Source organism: uncultured Desulfosarcina sp. (assembly GCF_963664155.2).
Lineage (GTDB): Bacteria > Desulfobacterota > Desulfobacteria > Desulfobacterales > Desulfosarcinaceae > Desulfosarcina.
Genome location: NZ_CAXXXH010000001.1, coordinates 4802532 through 4822358 on the forward strand (window position 1 = coordinate 4802532; position 19827 = coordinate 4822358).

Consider the following 19827-nt stretch of genomic DNA (forward strand, 5'->3'; position numbering starts at 1 on the left):
CGTCAGTATCACCCAGGCTGGGGCAACAAGCCGTTTTCTTGCCAGGTTAAGCTTACGGCGGATCCGGATGTCCTTCTTTGGCGTAATCCAGAATCAGGTCCATGTAAATCTGGGCGGCGATTTTCACCTGGGACAGGGAGATGGATTCTTCTGCGGTGTGGGCCTTTTCAAGCCTCCCCGGTCCCAGCAGGATGGGCTTGATCCCGGCCGCCCACAGGGTGTTGGCGTCGCTGTGGCTGGGAAAGCTGGTGGGGGAAAAGGAGAGATGATGCCGGTCGTACACCGTTTTTAAAAGATCCACCAGCGGTCCTTTTTGGGGCAGTTCGTAACCGGCGTGGATGGAATTGAAGTGGATGGCGGCATCACACTGGGCATTGGCTTTCAGGTAGGTGGTATGCAGTTCCTCGAGTTGAAAGGTGAGCTGGCCCATGTGGGTCAATGCCGGTAGATGCAGATCGATCCAGGCCTCGCAGTTGTCGGGGGCCGCAAAACCGGACCGGGCGCTCGTCAGATCCCGCAGGTTGTAAACCCCGTCAACAAGTTCCTGGTCGAAATACTGAATATACGCCAGGAGCAATCGAAGCATGGCGGTGGCGGCATTATTGGCCTGGGGGGCCAGGCTGGCGTGGACCCGCTGACCCTGGGTCGTCAGCTGAATTTCCAGATAGCCATAATGGCTCAGGCAGGGAAGCAGATCGGTGGGCTCTCCCACGATGGCCGCCGAAAAGTCGTATTCTCTGACCAGGCGCTGGGCCCCGTCGCCATAATCCTCTTCTCCTACCACCAGGGCCAGGGCGACGGGTCGGTTGGTATGGCCGTTTTCCCACAGGGTGAGGAAGGCCTCGATCATGGCCGCACAGCCGCCTTTCATGTCTGCCGTGCCCAATCCGGCGGCCGTATCCCCATCCAGGCTGAATTCATAGGACTCCAGGTCGTAGGCTTCAACCGTGTCCAGGTGCCCCACCAGCACCAGTTCCGCTTCCACGTCATCGGGTTCCACGATCAGGTTGTGCCGGTCCTCGTCCACGGCCTGGCGTACCACGGGAAGTCCATGGCGTTTGAGGTAGTTGTAGATAAAGTCAACTATATCCTTTTCCTTGCCGGGGGGGCTGTAGATGTTGACCATTTTGCGCAGCAGCTGCTGAAGGCGTCGCGGATTGATTTTGAGTTTCTGCTCAGCCATGGTCGCCCCGGTCCCCTTCATGGTCGTCGACCGTATAACGGATGATCCGCTCTTTGCGCCGGCCCTCCAGGCGCCGGCGGTCCTCGTCAACATTCATGGTCAGATAAACATGCTGGCGGGAATTGTTGAATCCCATTTTACGGAAAAACCTGAGGGATGCAGCATTCTCGGCATCGGTGTCCACCATGATGATGCGTGCACCGGCATCGATCATCGCGGGTTTGAGCTGGCGGAACAGCCGCTGGGCAATACCGGTTTTCTGGTAATCGGGGCGGACTCCCAGCCAGATCAGATAGCCGTAGTTCCATGAATGGTGCTTTTCGATGACCGTGCCCAGGGCAAAGCCGACTACCGTCTTGTTTTCATCCTCAGCCACGAAACAGAATTCGCAGTCGGTCTGGAAAAACCCCACCACCTCATATTCGTCCCAGGTCCGGTGGGCGTTGGGGGCATTTCGCGCGGTAAACAGCCGTTCTCCCAAGTGGAAGATGGCGGGGATGTCGTCAATGGTCATCAGGCGGACCACAACACTTTGCCCTCCGGTCGAATCAGTGGGTGGCATCGGCGGCGGATGGTCCTCTTCTATCATGGCGTGCTCCTGTCGGCATTTTCTTGAAGGTGTAGCCCGTTACCCATTTTGTTGAGAGGAATCTACCACAACCCGGTCTTCATGCCAAACAGCTTTTACGCTGATTTTTTTTCCATTTTCTTTTGTGCCGGGATGCTTTAGAATTGAACCTGAAATGAACAGCATCCCAACCTTCACAACCTCCGTCGAACACGCCAATGGGGTGGCGGGAACCTCATATTCCATAGGGAGACCATGATGACACCTGCAATGCTGACGATCGGCGGTGCCCAGGGCGCTTTGATCGCCCAATCCGGCCGCATGTGCAACCGGCATGGACTGGTGGCCGGCGCCACTGGTACCGGAAAAACGGTTACCCTGCAAACCCTGGCTGAAGGCTTTTCCCGTATGGGGACGCCGGTATTTGCCGTGGATGTAAAGGGAGACCTGTCCGGTATCGCCGCAGCGGGTGCGCCCCATCCCAAAATCGATGAACGACTGTCGAAAATCCCTTTGCCCGACTACCGGCGGCAACCTTGTCCCACGCTGTTTTGGGACATGGACGGGAAAAACGGGCACCCGGTGCGCACGACGATTTCGGAAATGGGTCCGCTGCTGCTGGGCAACCTTTTGGAACTCAACGACACCCAGATCGGAGTGCTCTATGCCGGATTCGATCTGGCCGACGACCAGGGCTTGCTGCTGCTGGACCTGAAAGACCTTCGGGCGCTGCTGGCCTGGATGGGAGAGAACGCAAATACGCTGAAATCAGAATACGGCAATATCACCGGTGCCAGTCTTGGCGCCATCCAGCGGCGCTTGCTGGTGCTGGAAGAGCAGGGGGCCGAGCGTTTTTTCGGCGAGCCGGGCCTGCAATTGGCCGATCTGATGCACACGGATTTTTCCGGTCGCGGGGTCGTGAGCCTTTTCGATGCCGGCCGGTTGATCAACAGCGCCCCGCGTCTTTATGCGGCCTTTTTGCTTTGGCTGCTGGCCGAACTGTTTGAGCAGCTGCCCGAAGCGGGTGATCCGCCGGTTCCTAAACTGGTGCTTTTTTTTGACGAGGCCCATCTGCTTTTTTCAGGGGCGCCGAAACCGCTGCTGGACAAAATCGAACAGGTGGTCCGGTTGATCCGGTCCAAGGGCGTTGGGGTCTTTTTCGTCACCCAAAACCCCATGGATCTTCCGGATACGGTGCTGGGCCAGTTGGGACTTAAAGTTCAGCATGCCCTGCGGGCATTCACGCCCAAGGATCAAAAAAGCATTCGGGCCGTGGCCGCGTCATTTGTGCCCAATCCATTATTTCATACGGCCGACAAGGTCACCACCCTGGGCATCGGGGAAGCCCTGGTGTCGGTGATGGGCGATGACGGCAGGCCTCAGCCGGTGCAGGAAACCTTGATTGCGCCGCCGGAAGGGCGCATCGGTCCGATATCGGATGATGAGCGGACGGCCGTCATGCATCGGTCCCCCATCCGCGGCCGCTATGATGCTTCCATTGACCGGCAGTCGGCCTATGAGATGCTCAAGCAGCGGGCTGAAAGGGTCCAGGCAGCGGAAGCCCAGCGGCTTAAAGAACTGGAATCGGAGAAAATTCAACGTCAGGCGCAGCGGCGCCAGTCTCCCACCGGACGCCAGCGCCAGACTGTTGGGGAAGCCATGTTCAAAAGCGCCGCACGATCCATCGGCAGCACTATCGGCCGGCAGATCATCAGGGGCGTTTTGGGGTCCATTTTCGGCAAGCGCTAAGGAACATTTCCATGAAAGATAACGGCGACGAACAGGAAGGTGACGGCGTGACGGATGAAGAGAAAGTAGCGTCGGAAGCAGACACTGAAGATGACGCTATTTTGCATAAGAAAAATGAGCCCTCGTCTCTCCGCGAAAACTTCTGATGATCAATCCTTTTTCCATCCTCAATCGGTACCTGTTTCTGGAGATGCTGCCGCCTTTCTTCATCAACCTGGCATTTTTCTCCTTCATTTTTCTGATGAAACAGATCCTTGATATCACCGACATGATCGTCAACCACAAGGTCGGTGTCGGTCCGGTGTGTCTGCTGCTGGTTTATACCATGCCGTATTTTCTTCAGTATATCATTCCCATGTCCATCATGATGGCGGTTCTGATGGCGTTATTGAGAATGTCCAGCGATAATGAAATCATGGCGCTCAAAGCCGCGGGGGTAAGCATCTACCGGCTTTTGCCGCCGGTGCTGATTTTCAGCCTGTCGGGAACCTTGATTACCGGTTATATGACCCTTGTGGGTGTGCCGTCGGGAGCCGAACGTTTCAAAACCCTGCTTTTCGATGTGGCCACCTCCAATCTGAACGTCAGTTTACGAGAGCGGACCTTTAACGAGAATTTCAAACAGATCATGCTTTACGTCAATAAAATAGACCCGCAAAGTGGCGAACTGCATAATGTGTTGATCGAAGACAGCCGAACGTCAGGGGTCAATAATACGGTCGTTGCCCGGAGGGGAAGGCTTTTTGGCGAGCCCAAGGAAATGGTCTATCATCTGCGGTTGTTTGACGGAACCATCAACCAGATGGATATGCGCGACCGATCTTCTCACACGATTAATTTCGAAACATACGACATCCGCTTGGATTTCAAGGCGGCCCTTTCCCATCGCGGCATATCGGAGAAGACGCCGGATGAAATGACCTTGTCCGGTCTCCGGACCTATTTGAAACGGGTCGAGGCTGACAAAGGGAAATATTTTGGCGCCCTGATGCAATATTACAAGAAATTTTCGATACCTGTCGCCTGTCTGGCCATGGGACTGCTGGCCATGCCATTGGGCATCCAGGCCCGCCATTCCAAAAAAGCATTGGGGATCGGGCTGGGCCTTCTCTTTTTTCTGCTTTATTATATTCTCCTTTCGGTGGGTACGGCATTCGGAGAGAATGGGAGTTACCCGCCGGTGGTCGGCATGTGGCTGCCTGACGTGATCCTCGGTGGAGTCGGCATTTTTCTTATGGTCCGATCGGCAAAAGAAAAACAGCTGACATTCACTTGGTTGGAACCACTTCTGGCCAGAACCATGAAATGGGTCGGGAAAAAATGACAATTCTTTTCCGCTATGTCGTCAGGGAGATACTCACAACCTTTTTTATCGTGCTGGTGGCGGTGCTCAGTATTTATGTGGCGATTGATTTCATTGAAAAAATAGACAATTTCATGGAAGCCGGTGTCCCCGCAACGCGTTGCGTCGTCTACCTACTGTACAAACTCCCCTTTATTTTTGTCCAAATTGCACCGGTGGGTTTTTTTTTATCGATTCTGGTTGCATTGGGGTTGATGAACAAAAACAATGAAATCATTGCCCTAAAAAGCTGCGGTATCGGCAAAGCCAGACTGCTCAAACCAACGATGGCCCTGGGCGTACTTTTTTGTGCAGGATTGTTTGTGGTTGCCGAGATACTTGTACCGATCTTTATGGTCAATGCCAACCAGATCTGGCTCCAGGAGGTCCGAAAAGCGAACATCTACGCATCCAAGACCAACGATATCTGGATGCGGGCCGCCCGGCAGATCATCCATATCAAGCAATATGCACCTGAAGAGAAACGCGTTACCGGCATTACGATTCATACTTTCGATGACAACTTCCGGTTGATTGAGCGGGTCGATGCCGGATCGGGCGTGTTTAAAAACGGCCGGTGGCAGCTCCACGATGCCATTAAACAGGTTTTTGAAACTGATGGCGGTGTCCACCAAATCAAGTTGAGCGACACGATGACGGCCGATATCGATCTGAACCCCGAGGATCTGGCCCAGGCGGCGAAACAGTCCGATGAAATGGGTTTGGCCGAACTGGGGCGATATATCCAAAAAGTGGAGCGGGAAGGATATGGTGCCACCCGCTATCGGGTCGACTATCAAAGCAAAATCGCCGCACCGTTTGTCTGCATCTTTCTCAGTGTGCTGGGCACTGGAATTGCGTTGCGGGGAAAAATGCGCGAAGGGATGCCGGTGAGCATTACCTATGGACTGGGGATCGCTTTTCTTTACTGGATCTTCAACAGCTTTTGCCTCTCGCTGGGTTATGCGGAAATGATGCCGCCCGTGGTCGCGGCATGGGTGGCCAACCTGGTTTTTTTCAGTGTGGCCGGGTTTTTACTGCTCAATACCCATTGAAAAGCAGTCGGGTCGCATACGATGATGGAACAATTGGTGATGGCCGTCATGATGATCGTCTATAATGTGGTAATGGTTTTGGCGATTTGTCTGTTGTGGCCGATCTGGGTCCCTTTGGTGTGGTTTCGCAAAAAACACCGCCACTCCTTTCTCAACCGAATGTTCATGGAAGGGCTTCCCGAAAAGGACGTTGTAGCTGCATCCGACCGGAGGCGAATCTGGATTCATGCCCTTTCCGTGGGAGAAGTGCTGTCGGCGGAGCCATTGGTCGAGGCATTGGCCCAAAAGCATGGCGCCCATTCCCTGGTTTTTACGGCTTCCACCCAAACCGGTTTTGAAATGGCCACCCGTTTGATTGCTCCGAACGTGGGCGCGGTGAGACATTTTCCCTATGACACCCTCTTTTCCGTGAACCGGGCGCTGAATGTCCTTCATCCCAGACAGGTGGTGGTCGTGGAAACAGATATCTGGCCGAACTTCCTCTACGGGTTAAAAAAACGCAGGATTCCCGTGCATCTGGTGAACGCCCGGCTCTCGGACCGGTCATTCAGCGGGTACAAACGGGTTGGCTTTCTAATGGCGCCGCTGCTTTCCGTGTTCGGGCGAATCTGCGTACAGACGGAATCAGACCGTCAGCGTTTCCGGGCACTTGGGATTCCTGATGAACAAGTGGTGACGGTGGGGAATATCAAGTTTGACCAGGCTCCCGTCAGCATGTCGACGGAGGAACGCAACCAGTTCTCGGAAACATTCAACCTTTCGGCGGATACGACCCTATGGGTGGCCGGCAGTACCCACGAGGGAGAAGAAGACATTCTTGCTGATGCCTACCGTAAGATTTGTGCATCCGGCATCCATCCGGTGCTGATTGTCGCACCGAGAGATCCGGTCCGGGCTGCCGCCGTGTGCAATATTTTCAACCGATTCGGCTGCGATGCCAAGACCCTGCATCAGATAGAAAGGCAACCGGCAGCGTCAAGCGTGGTGGTGATTGACCGCATCGGAATACTTCGCCAATGGTATGCGTTGGCAGACGTCGCTTTTGTGGGCGGCAGCCTGGTGAAAGCGGGTGGCCACAACCCATTGGAGCCCGCTTCCGCAGCCAAGCCGATTCTTTTCGGTCCTTACACCGAAGATTTTCGCTGGATCTGCCAAACCCTCGAAGACGCCGGCGGCGCGATCCGCGTGCATGATGCGGATCAACTCGCTGAAAAGGTAATCCATCTGATCGAAAACAAAGAAAACCGTCGCTGTGTCGGGCGGTTTGCCTATGGTGTGTTTGCTGAAAACAGGGGCGCCGTGGCGCGAACCCTTGCAGTTATCGAAGAAGGTGCCACCGAGGGGATCCATGACCGGGTTAAAAAAAATAGTTGAGCGGTTCAGGTACCGAATTGAAACCGCGATCCGGGGGAAAAGCACCTCGCCGGTTTTTTCCATTGAAACCGTTTTACTGGTTCTCTCCATTGTATATGGAGGCCTCATGTGTCTCCGCGCCCGTTTGTATGAAAAAGGGCTGCTCCCATCCAGAAACCTTCCATGCCGTGTGGTGTCCATCGGTAATATCATTGCCGGTGGAACGGGCAAGACGCCCATGACGATTATGGTTGCCCGGATGATCCGGGACATGGGTTACCGCGTGGTGGTGATCAGCCGAGGATACCGGGGGAGGATGGAAGATTCGGGAGGTATTGTCAGCGACGGCCGAACGATATTCAAAGGCTCCGGGGATGCCGGGGATGAACCTTACCTGATGGCCAGGATCTTAAAGGGTATACCGGTTGTCGTGGGAAAAAGAAGGTACACATCCGGAATGATGGCCGTGAAGCGGTTCAATCCGGATGTGATCGTGCTCGATGACGCCTTTCAGCATCTCCCGCTAAGAAGGGATCTTAACCTGCTGCTTCTGGACAGCCGGTCGCCATTCGGAAATGGTTACCTGCTTCCGCGCGGCGTTTTACGGGAGCCGGTTTCGGCGTTGCGCCGGGCGCAGGTGGTCATCTTCACCCGCACCAGTTCGGCGGTCAAACCTTCTATCCCTGATGCACTGCCCGACCACTGGCCGGTCTTTTACACCCGGCACGTCCCGGTAATCAGAAAGAGCGGCCAGGGGGATGACACTTTTTTAACGGATACCATGGATATGTCCATATTGAAGGGTAAACGTGTCGTGGCCTTTTCGGGCCTGGCGGACAACCTTCAGTTTTTCGATTCATTGGAACAGGCAGGGTGCCGGCTTGACCATACGTTTTCCTTTGCGGACCATCACCGATATGGCCGCAACGATTTGGACCGAATCGCCGATGCGACTAAAGAAAAAGGCGCTGACGCTATCGTCACCAGCCTTAAGGATTATGTAAAAATCGAAAACCATTCCCACTGGCCGGTGACGTTGGTAACTGTTGACGTGAACATTGAACTGACCAGGGATGCGGATCTCTTTGCCGCCAGGCTTTCAACTGCATTGAATGGAATCAGGTATAAAAAAGATTAATAGTTGGGGTCGTTTTGCCGGTTCTCTGGATATTGTATAACCATACGAAATATATAGTTATTATCTTTTTCTACCTTGTTGGCTTTAAAAAACATTTAGGGTTTAGGGCCATTTGGGAGCGATTGGTTGCGAAACGGTGGGCAAGGCGCCCGATTACGGTTTAGTTCTTTGTGTCTATATAATGAAAGATTCCCATCAAAAATACTTTGATTTAATGGAATTGTTGAAAGTCGGAAGATCCGTGTTGTTGCCATCTCAAAAACTTTTAATGTGCAACAATTACATATAGATATATTTATACACCGTCGCTTTAATGGCACTTCTTGGAAGTTAAATAAGGGTGCGAAAAATGGTGTTTGAAATAGGTTGATCAATCCAAATGGGGTTATCTGCAAAAACCAAAAGCGTGTAATGGTATGGATTTTGTAAGGACTCGAGACATGCATAACATGGAGAAACCAATGGACAGACAATCCGGATTTACGCTCATCGAACTGATGATCACTATCGCCATCATCGCCATCCTTTCCGCCATTGCGATCCCCAATGGAATCGCCTGGATATCCAATGGCAGGGTGAACAGCGCTGCACGGGATATTGTTGCTTTGATACAAAAGTCCCGTATCGAAGCGGTAAAGGGAAATTCAGATGTTGATGTAACCTTCGGCTCCAACTGCATTGCCTTTGTTGATAACGGCCAAGGAACCGTCGATAGCGACCTTGACGGGATCCTTGATGGTGCTGGGAATGGAGTTCAAGATGGCACAGAAAGGACTATATATTCAGGTCCGCTTCCGGTTGGAGTGACTATCAGCGGCATAGGTAATACAGTTTTTAACTCAAGAGCCATGCCGTCTGTGGCAGGCACCATTACGTTGGCGAACAGCCGGGGATACACAGTTAATATTAATTTGGGCGCCGGCGGTATTCCCACCATTTAATTCAAACCGGAAAGAGAAAAGCATGGCGACGAACACAAAAAAAATCGGGCAGAGCGGTTTTTCGCTAATCGAACTGATGGTGGCCATGGCGATTGGCAGCATCGTCCTTGCCGGTATCTATGGGGCTTATCAGGATCAGTTGCGCACCAGCCTCACCCAACAACGTATTGTAGATATGAATCAGAATTTAAGAGTGGCCATTATGATTTTGGAAAGAGAATTGCGCATGGGGGGAGCCAACCCGACCGGCAATGCCACGGCCGGAATTACCACGGCGCAGACTAATAATTTGGTAATTGCTATGGATGATGGTGGTACACTGAGTGACGCGTTAACAGACGGTATAGACAATGACGAGGATGGGGCGATTGATGAGACTGGTGAAGGGGAAGAATGGTACGATGGGGATACGAATGACCAGGGCGAAGTTGTCATGTTCGACTTGGTCGGAGGGAACCTCAGATGGGGGTTCAATGCCGCAGGCTCCACTGATCCCACAGCCGTTCCTGGCAATATCGTTCCTATTGCATCAAATATCGACGCAATAGATTTTGTCTACATGAACGGTGACGATCCTCCTGCCGTTATTCCTGCACCGGTCACAGGCAATGATCTGGACGATATCCGCTATGTACAGGTGACCATTGTTGCCAGAGCCGGGGTAACTGATCAGGGTTTTGTCCGGAAACATACCGACAACACAGTCTATCGCAACCCCCAGGGAACCGTTGTTTTTACGGCCCCGGGTGATCAGTTCCGCCGGCGGATGGTCACCACGACCATCAAATGCCGAAATATGGGGCTTTAAGAAAAGAGGTGCTTCTCATGCTGCACAATCATCGATTGAATTCAAACGAGCAGGGTGGTTTCACCCTTATCGAAGTGCTGATCGCCATGGCCATTTTCGCCATCGGGATTTTGGGGGTCGCAACCTTGCAGATAACCTCGGTGAAAGGCAACACCTCCGCCGGCAACCTGACGGCCAATACCTTCGTCGGCGAAGATCGTGTTGAAACGATCATGTCCGCCGCATACGACAACGTGATTCTTGGTGACGGTACCCATACGCCTGCTCAGGATGCCGATGGTGTGGACAATAACTCCGACGGCCAGACCGACGAAGCCGGGGAGACCGGTCCCATCGTCGTTTCCTACACCGTCGCCGACGATACGCCGGTGCTCCGCACCAAAACGGTCACTTACACGGTGACACGCACCCATGCGTTCGGACGTAAAACCACGACGTTCATCCAAGTGATACCGGAGATCATTTAAAATGGAAAAACATATACGTGCGCTAAGTTCTCCCTTGAACAACGAAAACGGCTCGGCCATCATCGCCGCCATTTTCATCCTGGTGGTCGTGACGGTTCTGGGTATTACCGCGACGAATACCTCTACCCTCGAACTCCAGATCGCCTCCAACGATCAGTTCATCAAGATGGCGTTTTATAACTCGGACAGCGCCGTTTGGGGTACCTCCAAACTGATCTCGCTTGCGGTGAACCGCAGCGAGAAGATTGACGCCGGTACGGGAAACGATGCCCCCGGAATCGCCTATCTGCCGGCGGACGTATCAACTAGCGATGAAGCCTTTTACCGCCAGATTGCCGGCTACGACGTATATGTCAGCGATCTCGACATCGATTTTACGCCCGGAGGAATCAATGCACAGGCCGATGCCAGACGGGTGCGGCAGGTACACATGGAAGGCGGGGGAGCCGAGTTTGCCACCGGTGCGGAGGGCGTGGGGCCCAGCGCCATCGCCATCTATTATGATGTCAATACCGGCGGGTTCAGCAACCGTCAGACCACCAGCAACCTGACGGCCAGCTACCGCAAGATGGTTGGTATCCCCGGGGGGTTGTAATCATCGCCCAGGACCGCCGTGATGAAAGATTGGCACCCGGTTTACTCGGAAAAAGCAAAGGTGACACCATGAATAAAAAGATCATTATATTTCTGATTATGGTTGGTTTGATCAACGGTCTGTTTATCAGCGGAACGGTTGCGGTGGCTAACGCCACGCCGCCGGTGGCGGTCGATTACGAAGCCTATCCGCCTTTCCTGGCGGCTTCGGTGCCTCCTTTGGTTATGCTGGTAATGGGAAGGAACCATAAGCTTTACTACGAAGCGTACAACGATGCCTCGGACCTGGACGGCGACGGTACGCTGGATATCACCTACAAGCCGGATGACATCGATTACTACGGATATTTCGATTCCTTTAAATATTACGTATACGATACTACCGATAAACGCTTTGAACCGGTTGGGATCACGGCCGACAAAAAGGTGCCGGCCGGTGTCAACCTTTACTGGAGCGGCGATTTTCTCAATTATCTGACCATGTCCCGTATGGATGCGGTGAGAAAAGTGCTTTACGGCGGTATGCGTTCGACCGACAGCACCACCGAAACCGTGCTGGAACGGGCCTATATCCCCCAGGATGCCCACTCCTGGGGCAAGGAATACACCAGCGTCGCCCATGACGGCTACGACATTCGCGACTACACGCCGCTGAGCCTGCCGGTGGTAGGCACCCGCCACCTGTTTGCTTCGACCTCCCTTGCCGATGCCGCCGCCGCCACTTATGCCCCGCTGTTGCGGGTACTGCCCAACAACACCCATCGCATCTGGGATTGGGTGTCCAAGGAGCGGCCGGTTTGTGACGATTCACTGGAAACCCCTGCCGCCGCCGGATCATGGCAGATCGTTCCCGCCAGTACGACTGCCGGCATCCGGGCCATGACCCAAACCACCTACCCTAAAGACGGGTCCCATCCGGCGGACCATGCTGCATTTAATACCCTGGTCTCCACTTATGCTATAGCGGGCAGTGCATATGGAACCGGCTCGGCCCCAACCATCAATGGATCCGGCAACCCATACGGCGTTGACTCTAATTACCTGACCATTTTTGAAGGTACCCTGACGGTCCCGGCTGACGGAGACTATACGTTTTCTGTGGATGGCGACGATGCGGAAGAATTTATCATCGACGGCGGCGATGGCGTATTCGACGACGTCGACGATACGGTGGTCGCTGGCTTTTACTCTGGCCACGGTTTCTGCAACTGCAATATCCACAGTGGCACTATTACCCTCACTGCCGGCGAACACAAGTTCCAGTTCCGGCATGAGGAAGGCACCGGGGACGACAGCTACTACCTGCGCTGGGAACTGAACAGCGCCGCCAGCGAAATCACCGATTTAGTGGTGCGTGTCAAGGTTGCCGATTCCGCCGTCGGCCTGGAAACCAACTGCAAGCAATATCCCAATGGAAATTACAAACCCATTGGCCTGCTGCAGCGCCACGGAGAGAGCAACAGCATGTATTTCGGACTGCTGTCCGGCTCCTACACCAAAAATACCTCCGGGGGTGTGTTGAGAAAAAAAGTCGGCACCATTACCGATGAAATCGTTGCCAATACGGGGCAGTTTACGGCCCTCAACGGTATTATTAAAACCATCAACCAATTCAGAATCGTGGACTTCAACTACGGAGACCATACATACAACAGCAACTGCGGCTGGATCACCACGCGTCCCATCAGTGAAGGCGAGTGCCGCATGTGGGGCAATCCCGTCGGCGAGATGATGTATGAAACCCTGCGCTACTTCGCCGGCGAAGGTTCACCCACCGCCGACTTTACTTATAGCGATGCCAATGACAACGCCGCCGGTCTGGATCTGACCCTTCCCAAGCCCGGCTGGAACAACCCCTACGATACCAGTGACGGTGGTTTCGAATACTGCGCCAAACCCTTCATGCTGGTGCTCAGCGACATCAATCCCACCTTCGATTCCGATCAGCTGCCCGGTGCCTATTCCGGTTTTGGCAGCAAGCCGGCTGAAACCATCGGCAACGCCGGCACCAGTTTGGATGTGGAAGAGATCTCGGATACCATCTTTTCCAACGAAATGACTGACGGCAACCGTTTCATCGGCCAGCAGGCGAACAATTTTGACGGGGCCTGCACCGAAAAGTACGTGGACAGTTTCGGAAATATCCGAGGGTTGTGCCCGGAGGAACCCACCAAACAGGGCAGTTACTATTCGGCGGCTGTGGCAAACTACGGCTGGAAGGAAGACATGAACACGGTCGACGGGAAGCAGGCGGTCCGGACTTATGCGGTCGGGCTGGCGTCGCCGCTTCCCCGAATAGAAATTCCTCTGAATGGTAAAACCATCACCCTGGTTCCCTTCGCCAAATCGGTCGGCGGTAGCAGCATCAGCTCAGCGGAAGGCAGCTTCCAGCCCACCAACACCATCGTCGATTTTTTTATCGAGGAACTGCATCCCTATTACGGCCGCTTCCGGATCAACTACGAAGACGTCGAACAGGGGGCCGACCACGACATGGATGCCATCGTCCTGTATGAATATCAGTTGGTGGACTCCTCCGATAATCCGGTTGACGCATCGAACATCGGCGATGCCGTAGCCCTGAATATTACCCTGACCTCCGAATACGCCGCCGGCGGTATTGACCAGCACATGGGCTATATCATTTCCGGGACTAAAAACGATGGTATCTACCTGGAAGTCAAGGACGTGGGCGGCGCGAATGTGGACTATTTTCTGGACACCCCCAATAACGCGACCGACCTTCCATTTATCACTACGCGCCGGTTTGAGGCTGACCCCGACGGCGGCAGCCTGACTGCCGGACTGCTGACCAACCCGTTGTGGTATGCCGCCAAGTGGGGCGGGTTCGACGATGAGAACGACAACGGCATCCCCGACCTGACCGACGAATGGGACAAGGACGGTGACGGCAACCCGGACACCTATTTTTACGTAGTCAACCCTTTAAAGCTGGAAGAGCAGCTCAACAAATCCTTTGCCGACATCCTTGAAAAAGCGGCCTCCGGTACCGCTGCATCGGTACTGGCTACCAACAGCGAGGGTGAAGGTCATCTGCTCCAGGCTTATTTCAAGCCGCGGGTGACCACTGCTTCGGGCAACGAACTGACCTGGCAGGGCTACCTGCAGAGCCTGTGGGTGGACCCCCTGGGCAACTTGCGGGAAGACAGCAATTCGAACCATCGACTGGACCTGACCAATACGACCGATTCCGTTTTGGCCGGAGCTAACGTTGACAAGATTATTGCCTATACGACCGACGTCAACGGTGACACCAAACTGATACGGTACACTACCCATTACCTGTATCACCCCAAAAACGGCCTTACTTCCGACTGTCGTCTTGGCTATATCGGCGAGACTTGCCCGGACCTGACCGATTCCAATAATTATGAATTAAAGGCCATCAATGCAATTACACCCATTTTCGAAGCCGGCGACAAGCTGCGCCAGCGCACTGCCGACACCCGCAAGATTTTTACCTTTATCGACGGGGATGGGGTTGACGAAGACGGGGACGGGTTGATCGATCAATCCGGAGAAGACGAAGGTGGTGCCGTGAAAATTGTGGGCCAGGTGCTGTCGCCGACCACCGATTTACCTTTTGATAACATTGACGAACTCATTGCTTTTCATGAAGATAACCTGGCAAAATTGAAACCTTTTCTAGGACTCAGTGACTCGACCGCCTGGGATTATCTGGATCCCTCCACCGGCCCTGATCATGACACGCGCGTTAAAAACCTGATCAACTATATCCGCGGCAAGGATTCCGCCGATCTCGTGGGTAACCCCGACACCCGCATCCGGACCACGGACGAGGGCACGGTATGGAAGCTGGGCGACATTGTCAATTCAACTCCGGTAAGCGTTTCCAAAGCGCCGGACTACTATCACCTCATTTACGGGGATGAGTCTTTCCAGACCTACCTTGATTTTACCAAGGACCGGGAGACGGTCGTCTATGTGGGAGCCAATGACGGTATGCTGCACGCCTTTACCTCATGGTACTACAATGCATCCGGCCAATACACCCAGCCGGCGGCTACCACTGAAGGCCTTGGCGATGAGTTGTGGGCCTATATTCCCCAAACCTTGCTGCCCCACCTGAAGTTCCTGGCGGCACCCGACTATGCCCATACCTTTTATGTGGATCTTAAACCCAAACTGTTCGATGCCCGGATTTTTTATGCTGACGCCACCCATCCGGGCGGCTGGGGGACCATTTTGCTCGTCGGACTGAATATGGGCGGGAAGCATATCTGGGCCGAAGGCGATTTCGACGGTGATACATCAACCCTGGAAACCCGGAATTTTTATCCCACTTACATCTGCATGGATGTCACCAATCCGCGAGCGCCCCGCCTGCTGTGGGAGCGCTCTTATGAAAACCTGGCCATGAGTACCTCGTTTCCGGCCGCCGTCGCCGTCGGTGCAAAGCGAACCGTGTCCGGCGGCAAGTATGTCTGGTACGACTCACAATGGTCGGTGGCATTCGGCTCGGGTCCCACCGAGTATGACGGCACCAGCAACCAGAGCGGCTACATGTTCGTCGTCGATCTGAAAACCGGTAAACCCTTCGGGTATAACGATGGAACCGTCACGCATGACTGGCTGTTTACCACCGGTACGGCCAATACATCGATGAATTCGCCGACCGCCTTTGACAAGAACCTGACCTACAATGTGGACAGTATTTACTTTGGCAGTATTGCCGATGCGGGCACGACGCCACCCAGCCTGGAAGGCAAGGTGTACAAAATCAACACCCATACGGTGGGTGTCGATACCGCTGACCCAACTTTTGGCGTGCCGTCTGAGACACCGACCGACTGGACGATGTGGCCCATGGCCGACTCACCCGGTCCCATCACCGCTCCCATTGCGTTGAGTACAGACAAGAAGAACAACGTGTGGGCCTTTTTCGGCACGGGACGCTACCAGTCCAACGCGGACAAAATGGACGAAAACCAGCAGTACTTTTTTGGTGTCAAGGATCCTTATTTCAACAAGGACCATGTGACTTCTCCGGACGATTACTACTATAATACTGCCAAAGCGCTGGAAGTGGATTGGTCCACCGACCTGTTCGATGCCACCGGCTACTCGGTGCACACCAACCGGACGGTAACCGGCGGCGTTGCCGGTGTTACCGATTGGAGCACCCTGCTTACCGAGGCACGCAAATACGACGGTTGGTATCATGAGTTGGAAGCGGTGGCCGGCAACCCGTCGGAGCGGGTCATCTCCAAAGCGACCATTCTGGGCGGAATCGTCTTCTTCCCGGGGTACACACCCAATGACGACATCTGCGGGTTTGGCGGGGATACCAATTTTTACGCGAATTATTATGAAACCGGAACTGCCTATTACAAACACATCCTGCCGGGTACCATCACGACGGTTACCCAGGGCTCGGAAACCACCGAGTTGGTAAACAGCAAGTATTTCGTGGGGCATGGGGCGCCGCCGCCGGCCGCAGGCTTCCATGTGGGCCGCGAAAAGGGTGCAACGGCCTTTCTGCAGATGAGCACCGGCGAGGTGGTGAAGATCAACGTTGAAACCGCTTTCCCCATCAAGAGCGGCATTGCGGCATGGAGAGATAAGAACAATTAAAAAGCGGTAAGCAATCAATCATACCAGCGCGCTCCGTTTAACCACCAGCGGGGCGCGCTGTTTTTTTTTAACGGCTGCGATTCCGGGTATTCATTCCTGATGCACGTACCTTAGAAATTGAACACTTTGGCCTCAGCGGCCATGTCGATGAGGTGAGGCCCGCCGTCCAACTGCATGTTGGAAAAAAAATTGGCCTCGTCCATGTTTCGGTTTTTCGCGCAGGGCGTGCAAATGCCGACCTTGACCTCGTTTTCAACCAGGTAGGGCAGGTAATCGTTGGGGCAGTCGCCGGTGGCTGTTTTTTTGCCCAGGTCCCGGTTTTTGTCGGCCCAGGCGACGCCGCCGTCGATGAAGAACATGTCCACATGATGGCCTTTGGAATGGGCGATTTTGGCAAACTGGCAGCAGCGGGTGACGGCCTCGTTGTCATCCTTGCTCAGCACGAACAGAAAATTGGGCATTTCTTTCTCCTTTCTTATAAACGTTACCAGTCTATCCGCTGCCGGGTGCCGAACCCGAAGCGGTTGTCGATGTAATATACTTCTGCCGGATCAAACGCATAGAGCCGTGCCTTGAATCGTGAGAAGAAGGCATCCAGGTCCGGGTTTGGATCATCCGCAAAAAATTCCCGGGTAAAAGGAAATCGTTTCAGATACAAGGCAATCGTCTTGATCGACAATCCCATGGAATGAATCCGGTCCACGGTTCCTTTCATCTGGATGCCACGGATGGATTGCCACGAATCCGCCTGGTGAAACAGCGATGCCGCCGCCTCCCCTGACGCCATGGTCTGCAGAATGTGACGGCTTTGGGGCGATGAGAAGAAATAAAAACGGTTGTCGAGGTAGACATAGTAAACCGGTACCGACCAGGGTCCCGATTCACCGGCAGTGGCCAGTGTCAGGGTTGATTCGCTTTGGATCAAGGATCGCGCTGCTTGTTGCCAATCTTCGGTTGTCGATTTTCCGCTTGTCGTCAAGCTACCCTCCCGCCCCCCTCCTACGGGATGCCGGATAAAAGCCTGTCCCTGACAATGATCCGGCATGACATTTCAATCCAGGCGCTGCCCATGGTGACCGGAAAAAACAGGGCAACCGCAGGGGTACCCCTAACCTCGTGTCATGCCCGTGCCCTTTCTCTTGAACCCTGGGACCCTCGAATCCTTGAGCCCTGGTCGTGTTACTTCTTAACCAGACCCACGGCCCTGACAGCCCGTTCCATCTGTTCCATGCGCTTCTCCAGGCTGCCCGTGTAGCCGATGGAAAACCGGACCAATCCGGGAGAAAGCCCCATTTTCTCCTGTTCTTCCCGGCTGATTTCAGATGATGTGCTTGCACCGGAACAGGACATCAGCGTATCGAAGTATCCCAGGGAGACGGCGATATAACCGAAATTCTCCGTGTTCTGGAGTTCGTCCAACAGGTCGTCGGCCCGGTCGCGGGTGCCGCAGTCGATGGTGAACATGCCGCCGTATCCGTATCCTTCGTTGATCAGATCAGTGGCCAGGCGGTGCTGGGCAAAGGATGCCAACCCCGGATAGACGACCGGAACGCCCAGTTCTTCCAGTCGGCGGCAGGTGGCCAGGGCCCGGCGGGAGTGTTCGCGCATGCGCAAGGCCAGATGGGGCAGGCGCTGGATAATGTCGTAAGCCATGCGAGGGTCCATTGTGGGTCCCAGCAGCATGACCCGGCCGGTATGCAGGTCCATGAGTTGGTGAACCATCGCTTTGGTGGTGCAGATGGCGCCGGCCACCAGATCGCTGGCGCCGTTGATGTATTTGGTCATGGAGTAGACCACCACATCCGCTCCAATGCGTGCCGGGGAGATCATCATGGGGGTGAAGGTGTTGTCGACAACCAAAGAAAGGCCATGGGTTTTTGCCAGTTTGGACAGTGCACGGATGTCCGCAATTTTCAATGTCGGGTTGCCGACGGCTTCCGTATAGAGTACGCGGGTTTTCGGGGTGATGGCCTTCTCAAACGCCGCTGTGTCGGTGGGGTTCACAAAGGTGGTGGTAATGCCGAACTGTGGCAGCAGTTCATCCAGCAGGGCATGGGTGCCGCCATAGATAGTATCGCTGGATACGATGTGATCTCCCTTATGACAAAGTTGGAGCAGGGTAGAGGAGATGGCGGACATGCCGCTGGCGGTGCACACGGCAAACTCGGTGCCTTCCATGGCCGACAGATAACGGGCCAGGGTGTCCACCGTGGGATTGAAATGCCGGCTATAAAGGAAGCACCCGCCTTGTTCAGGGCCGCGGATTCCGCCGAAGATCTCCGGCATGGTTTCCGGGTCCATCACGGTAAAGGTGGATGACCGGGATATGGACGGGGTTACGCCGCCGTGCTCGCCAAACTCCCTGCGGGTTTCGCACAGGGCCTGTTCCGGATGGAAGTTGTTCATTTCTGTCCTCCCTCTTTCTTCTTGCCGATGGAAAATGCCTTGCCCACGATGTCACCCAATCGATGGTAATTCCCGGTACCCGGTGAATAGACCAGCGGGTCCACTTTGACGGCGTCGGCCTGGCCATCGGTCAGGCAGCTTTCATTGACATGGGTCTGGATGACTTCTCCCACGACCAGGGTGTGTGCCCCCAAATCCAGTGTGTGGCGCAGTCGGCACTCCAGATTCACCGGGCAGGACGCCACCAGGGGTGCATGCTTCAGATCGCCGATGAACAGATCGAAAGTTGTCGATTTGTCCACTTTGCGACCCGAATAGATGCCGCAGAAATCCACCTGTTCAACCATGTTTGCCGAAGGTACATTGATGGAAAATTCACGGTGGCTGAGAATGCCTTTCAGGGTATGGCGCTCACCGCGAATGGCTACGGAAATGGCCGGTGGTTTTGACGAGGCGATACCGCACCAGGCGGCGGTCATGAAGTTGGCGCAACCGTCCACCATGGTGCCGACAAGTACAGCCGGGGTGGGAAACAGCAGGGCTTCAGGCCCCAGACGGGATTTGTTCATTCAAACCTCCTGATAAATGTTTACCGGACTCATTGATC

Annotated in this window: 17 protein-coding genes; 11 read left to right on the forward strand and 6 right to left on the reverse strand. The window is 54.4% G+C overall.

The window, feature by feature from the left end; translation table 11 throughout:
- Positions 1-52: 52 nt before the first annotated feature.
- The gene (locus tag ACHZBS_RS21865) at positions 53-1183 is read right to left on the reverse strand and encodes a M20/M25/M40 family metallo-hydrolase (RefSeq protein WP_319408622.1); all 1131 of its coding nucleotides are present in this window, start codon (positions 1181-1183) and stop codon (positions 53-55) included.
- The gene (locus tag ACHZBS_RS21870; RefSeq protein WP_319408623.1) at positions 1176-1772 is read right to left on the reverse strand and encodes a GNAT family N-acetyltransferase; all 597 of its coding nucleotides are present in this window, start codon (positions 1770-1772) and stop codon (positions 1176-1178) included. Before ACHZBS_RS21870 ends, ACHZBS_RS21865 begins: the two co-directional genes overlap by 8 nt.
- 234 nt (positions 1773-2006) lie before the next feature.
- Between ACHZBS_RS21870 and ACHZBS_RS21875 the strand changes: the two genes are divergently transcribed.
- The 11 genes from ACHZBS_RS21875 to ACHZBS_RS21925 all read left to right on the forward strand — a co-directional run bounded on the left by ACHZBS_RS21875 (position 2007) and on the right by ACHZBS_RS21925 (position 16814).
- Entirely contained in the window at positions 2007-3500 is a 1494-nt protein-coding gene (locus tag ACHZBS_RS21875; RefSeq protein WP_319408624.1) for a helicase HerA-like domain-containing protein, read from the forward strand.
- A gap of 11 nt (positions 3501-3511) precedes the next feature.
- Positions 3512-3646, forward strand: a complete 135-nt coding sequence (locus tag ACHZBS_RS21880; protein ID WP_319408625.1) for a hypothetical protein — start codon at positions 3512-3514, stop codon at positions 3644-3646.
- Positions 3646-4824: an LPS export ABC transporter permease LptF gene (gene lptF / locus ACHZBS_RS21885; RefSeq protein ID WP_319408626.1), complete on the forward strand. Its 1179-nt coding sequence runs from the start codon at positions 3646-3648 to the stop codon at positions 4822-4824. The genes ACHZBS_RS21880 and lptF overlap by 1 nt, the downstream gene beginning before the upstream one ends.
- Complete coding sequence (gene lptG / locus ACHZBS_RS21890; RefSeq protein ID WP_319408627.1) at positions 4821-5897, forward strand: LPS export ABC transporter permease LptG; 1077 nt, start codon at positions 4821-4823, stop codon at positions 5895-5897. The genes lptF and lptG overlap by 4 nt, the downstream gene beginning before the upstream one ends.
- Positions 5898-5918: 21 nt before the next feature.
- On the forward strand, positions 5919-7271 hold the full coding sequence (locus tag ACHZBS_RS21895; RefSeq protein WP_319408628.1) for a 3-deoxy-D-manno-octulosonic acid transferase: 1353 nt from the start codon (positions 5919-5921) through the stop codon (positions 7269-7271).
- On the forward strand, positions 7246-8388 hold the full coding sequence (gene lpxK, locus ACHZBS_RS21900) for a tetraacyldisaccharide 4'-kinase (protein ID WP_319408629.1): 1143 nt from the start codon (positions 7246-7248) through the stop codon (positions 8386-8388). The genes ACHZBS_RS21895 and lpxK overlap by 26 nt, the downstream gene beginning before the upstream one ends.
- 461 nt (positions 8389-8849) lie before the next feature.
- On the forward strand, positions 8850-9329 hold the full coding sequence (locus tag ACHZBS_RS21905; RefSeq protein ID WP_319408630.1) for a GspH/FimT family pseudopilin: 480 nt from the start codon (positions 8850-8852) through the stop codon (positions 9327-9329).
- A gap of 22 nt (positions 9330-9351) precedes the next feature.
- On the forward strand, positions 9352-10137 hold the full coding sequence (locus tag ACHZBS_RS21910; RefSeq protein ID WP_319408631.1) for a prepilin-type N-terminal cleavage/methylation domain-containing protein: 786 nt from the start codon (positions 9352-9354) through the stop codon (positions 10135-10137).
- 17 nt (positions 10138-10154) lie between these two features.
- Positions 10155-10604 carry a prepilin-type N-terminal cleavage/methylation domain-containing protein gene (locus ACHZBS_RS21915; RefSeq protein WP_319408632.1) on the forward strand — a complete coding sequence of 150 codons (450 nt, stop codon included), beginning with the start codon at positions 10155-10157 and terminating at the stop codon, positions 10602-10604.
- A 1-nt stretch (position 10605) separates the two neighbouring features.
- On the forward strand, positions 10606-11199 hold the full coding sequence (locus tag ACHZBS_RS21920) for a pilus assembly PilX N-terminal domain-containing protein (RefSeq protein ID WP_319408633.1): 594 nt from the start codon (positions 10606-10608) through the stop codon (positions 11197-11199).
- A gap of 68 nt (positions 11200-11267) precedes the next feature.
- Positions 11268-16814, forward strand: a complete 5547-nt coding sequence (locus ACHZBS_RS21925; protein WP_319408634.1) for a PilC/PilY family type IV pilus protein — start codon at positions 11268-11270, stop codon at positions 16812-16814.
- A 110-nt stretch (positions 16815-16924) separates the two neighbouring features.
- Here ACHZBS_RS21925 and ACHZBS_RS21930 read toward each other — a convergent pair whose 3' ends face one another.
- From ACHZBS_RS21930 to ACHZBS_RS21945, 4 genes are all read right to left on the reverse strand, one after another.
- Positions 16925-17275: a DsrE family protein gene (locus ACHZBS_RS21930; protein ID WP_319408635.1), complete on the reverse strand. Its 351-nt coding sequence runs from the start codon at positions 17273-17275 to the stop codon at positions 16925-16927.
- A 23-nt stretch (positions 17276-17298) separates the two neighbouring features.
- Positions 17299-17793: a pyridoxamine 5'-phosphate oxidase family protein gene (locus tag ACHZBS_RS21935; protein ID WP_319408636.1), complete on the reverse strand. Its 495-nt coding sequence runs from the start codon at positions 17791-17793 to the stop codon at positions 17299-17301.
- Positions 17794-17993: 200 nt separating this feature from the next.
- Positions 17994-19220, reverse strand: coding sequence for an aminotransferase class I/II-fold pyridoxal phosphate-dependent enzyme (locus ACHZBS_RS21940; protein ID WP_319408637.1), 1227 nt, complete (start codon positions 19218-19220; stop codon positions 17994-17996).
- Positions 19217-19789: a flavin reductase family protein gene (locus tag ACHZBS_RS21945; RefSeq protein WP_319408638.1), complete on the reverse strand. Its 573-nt coding sequence runs from the start codon at positions 19787-19789 to the stop codon at positions 19217-19219. Before ACHZBS_RS21945 ends, ACHZBS_RS21940 begins: the two co-directional genes overlap by 4 nt.
- Between the last annotated feature and the right edge of the window lie 38 nt (positions 19790-19827).

What these genes read in the sequence shown, in the direction of transcription:
- ACHZBS_RS21865 (WP_319408622.1), bottom strand. Translation starts at nt 1,183, where the DNA reads ATGGCTGAGCAGAAACTCAAAATCAATCCGCGACGCCTTCAGCAGCTG.
- ACHZBS_RS21870 (WP_319408623.1), bottom strand. Translation starts at nt 1,772, where the DNA reads ATGATAGAAGAGGACCATCCGCCGCCGATGCCACCCACTGATTCGACC.
- ACHZBS_RS21875 (WP_319408624.1), top strand. Translation starts at nt 2,007, where the DNA reads ATGATGACACCTGCAATGCTGACGATCGGCGGTGCCCAGGGCGCTTTG.
- ACHZBS_RS21880 (WP_319408625.1), top strand. Translation starts at nt 3,512, where the DNA reads ATGAAAGATAACGGCGACGAACAGGAAGGTGACGGCGTGACGGATGAA.
- lptF (WP_319408626.1), top strand. Translation starts at nt 3,646, where the DNA reads ATGATCAATCCTTTTTCCATCCTCAATCGGTACCTGTTTCTGGAGATG.
- lptG (WP_319408627.1), top strand. Translation starts at nt 4,821, where the DNA reads ATGACAATTCTTTTCCGCTATGTCGTCAGGGAGATACTCACAACCTTT.
- ACHZBS_RS21895 (WP_319408628.1), top strand. Translation starts at nt 5,919, where the DNA reads ATGATGGAACAATTGGTGATGGCCGTCATGATGATCGTCTATAATGTG.
- lpxK (WP_319408629.1), top strand. Translation starts at nt 7,246, where the DNA reads ATGACCGGGTTAAAAAAAATAGTTGAGCGGTTCAGGTACCGAATTGAA.
- ACHZBS_RS21905 (WP_319408630.1), top strand. Translation starts at nt 8,850, where the DNA reads ATGGACAGACAATCCGGATTTACGCTCATCGAACTGATGATCACTATC.
- ACHZBS_RS21910 (WP_319408631.1), top strand. Translation starts at nt 9,352, where the DNA reads ATGGCGACGAACACAAAAAAAATCGGGCAGAGCGGTTTTTCGCTAATC.
- ACHZBS_RS21915 (WP_319408632.1), top strand. Translation starts at nt 10,155, where the DNA reads ATGCTGCACAATCATCGATTGAATTCAAACGAGCAGGGTGGTTTCACC.
- ACHZBS_RS21920 (WP_319408633.1), top strand. Translation starts at nt 10,606, where the DNA reads ATGGAAAAACATATACGTGCGCTAAGTTCTCCCTTGAACAACGAAAAC.
- ACHZBS_RS21925 (WP_319408634.1), top strand. Translation starts at nt 11,268, where the DNA reads ATGAATAAAAAGATCATTATATTTCTGATTATGGTTGGTTTGATCAAC.
- ACHZBS_RS21930 (WP_319408635.1), bottom strand. Translation starts at nt 17,275, where the DNA reads ATGCCCAATTTTCTGTTCGTGCTGAGCAAGGATGACAACGAGGCCGTC.
- ACHZBS_RS21940 (WP_319408637.1), bottom strand. Translation starts at nt 19,220, where the DNA reads ATGAACAACTTCCATCCGGAACAGGCCCTGTGCGAAACCCGCAGGGAG.
- ACHZBS_RS21945 (WP_319408638.1), bottom strand. Translation starts at nt 19,789, where the DNA reads ATGAACAAATCCCGTCTGGGGCCTGAAGCCCTGCTGTTTCCCACCCCG.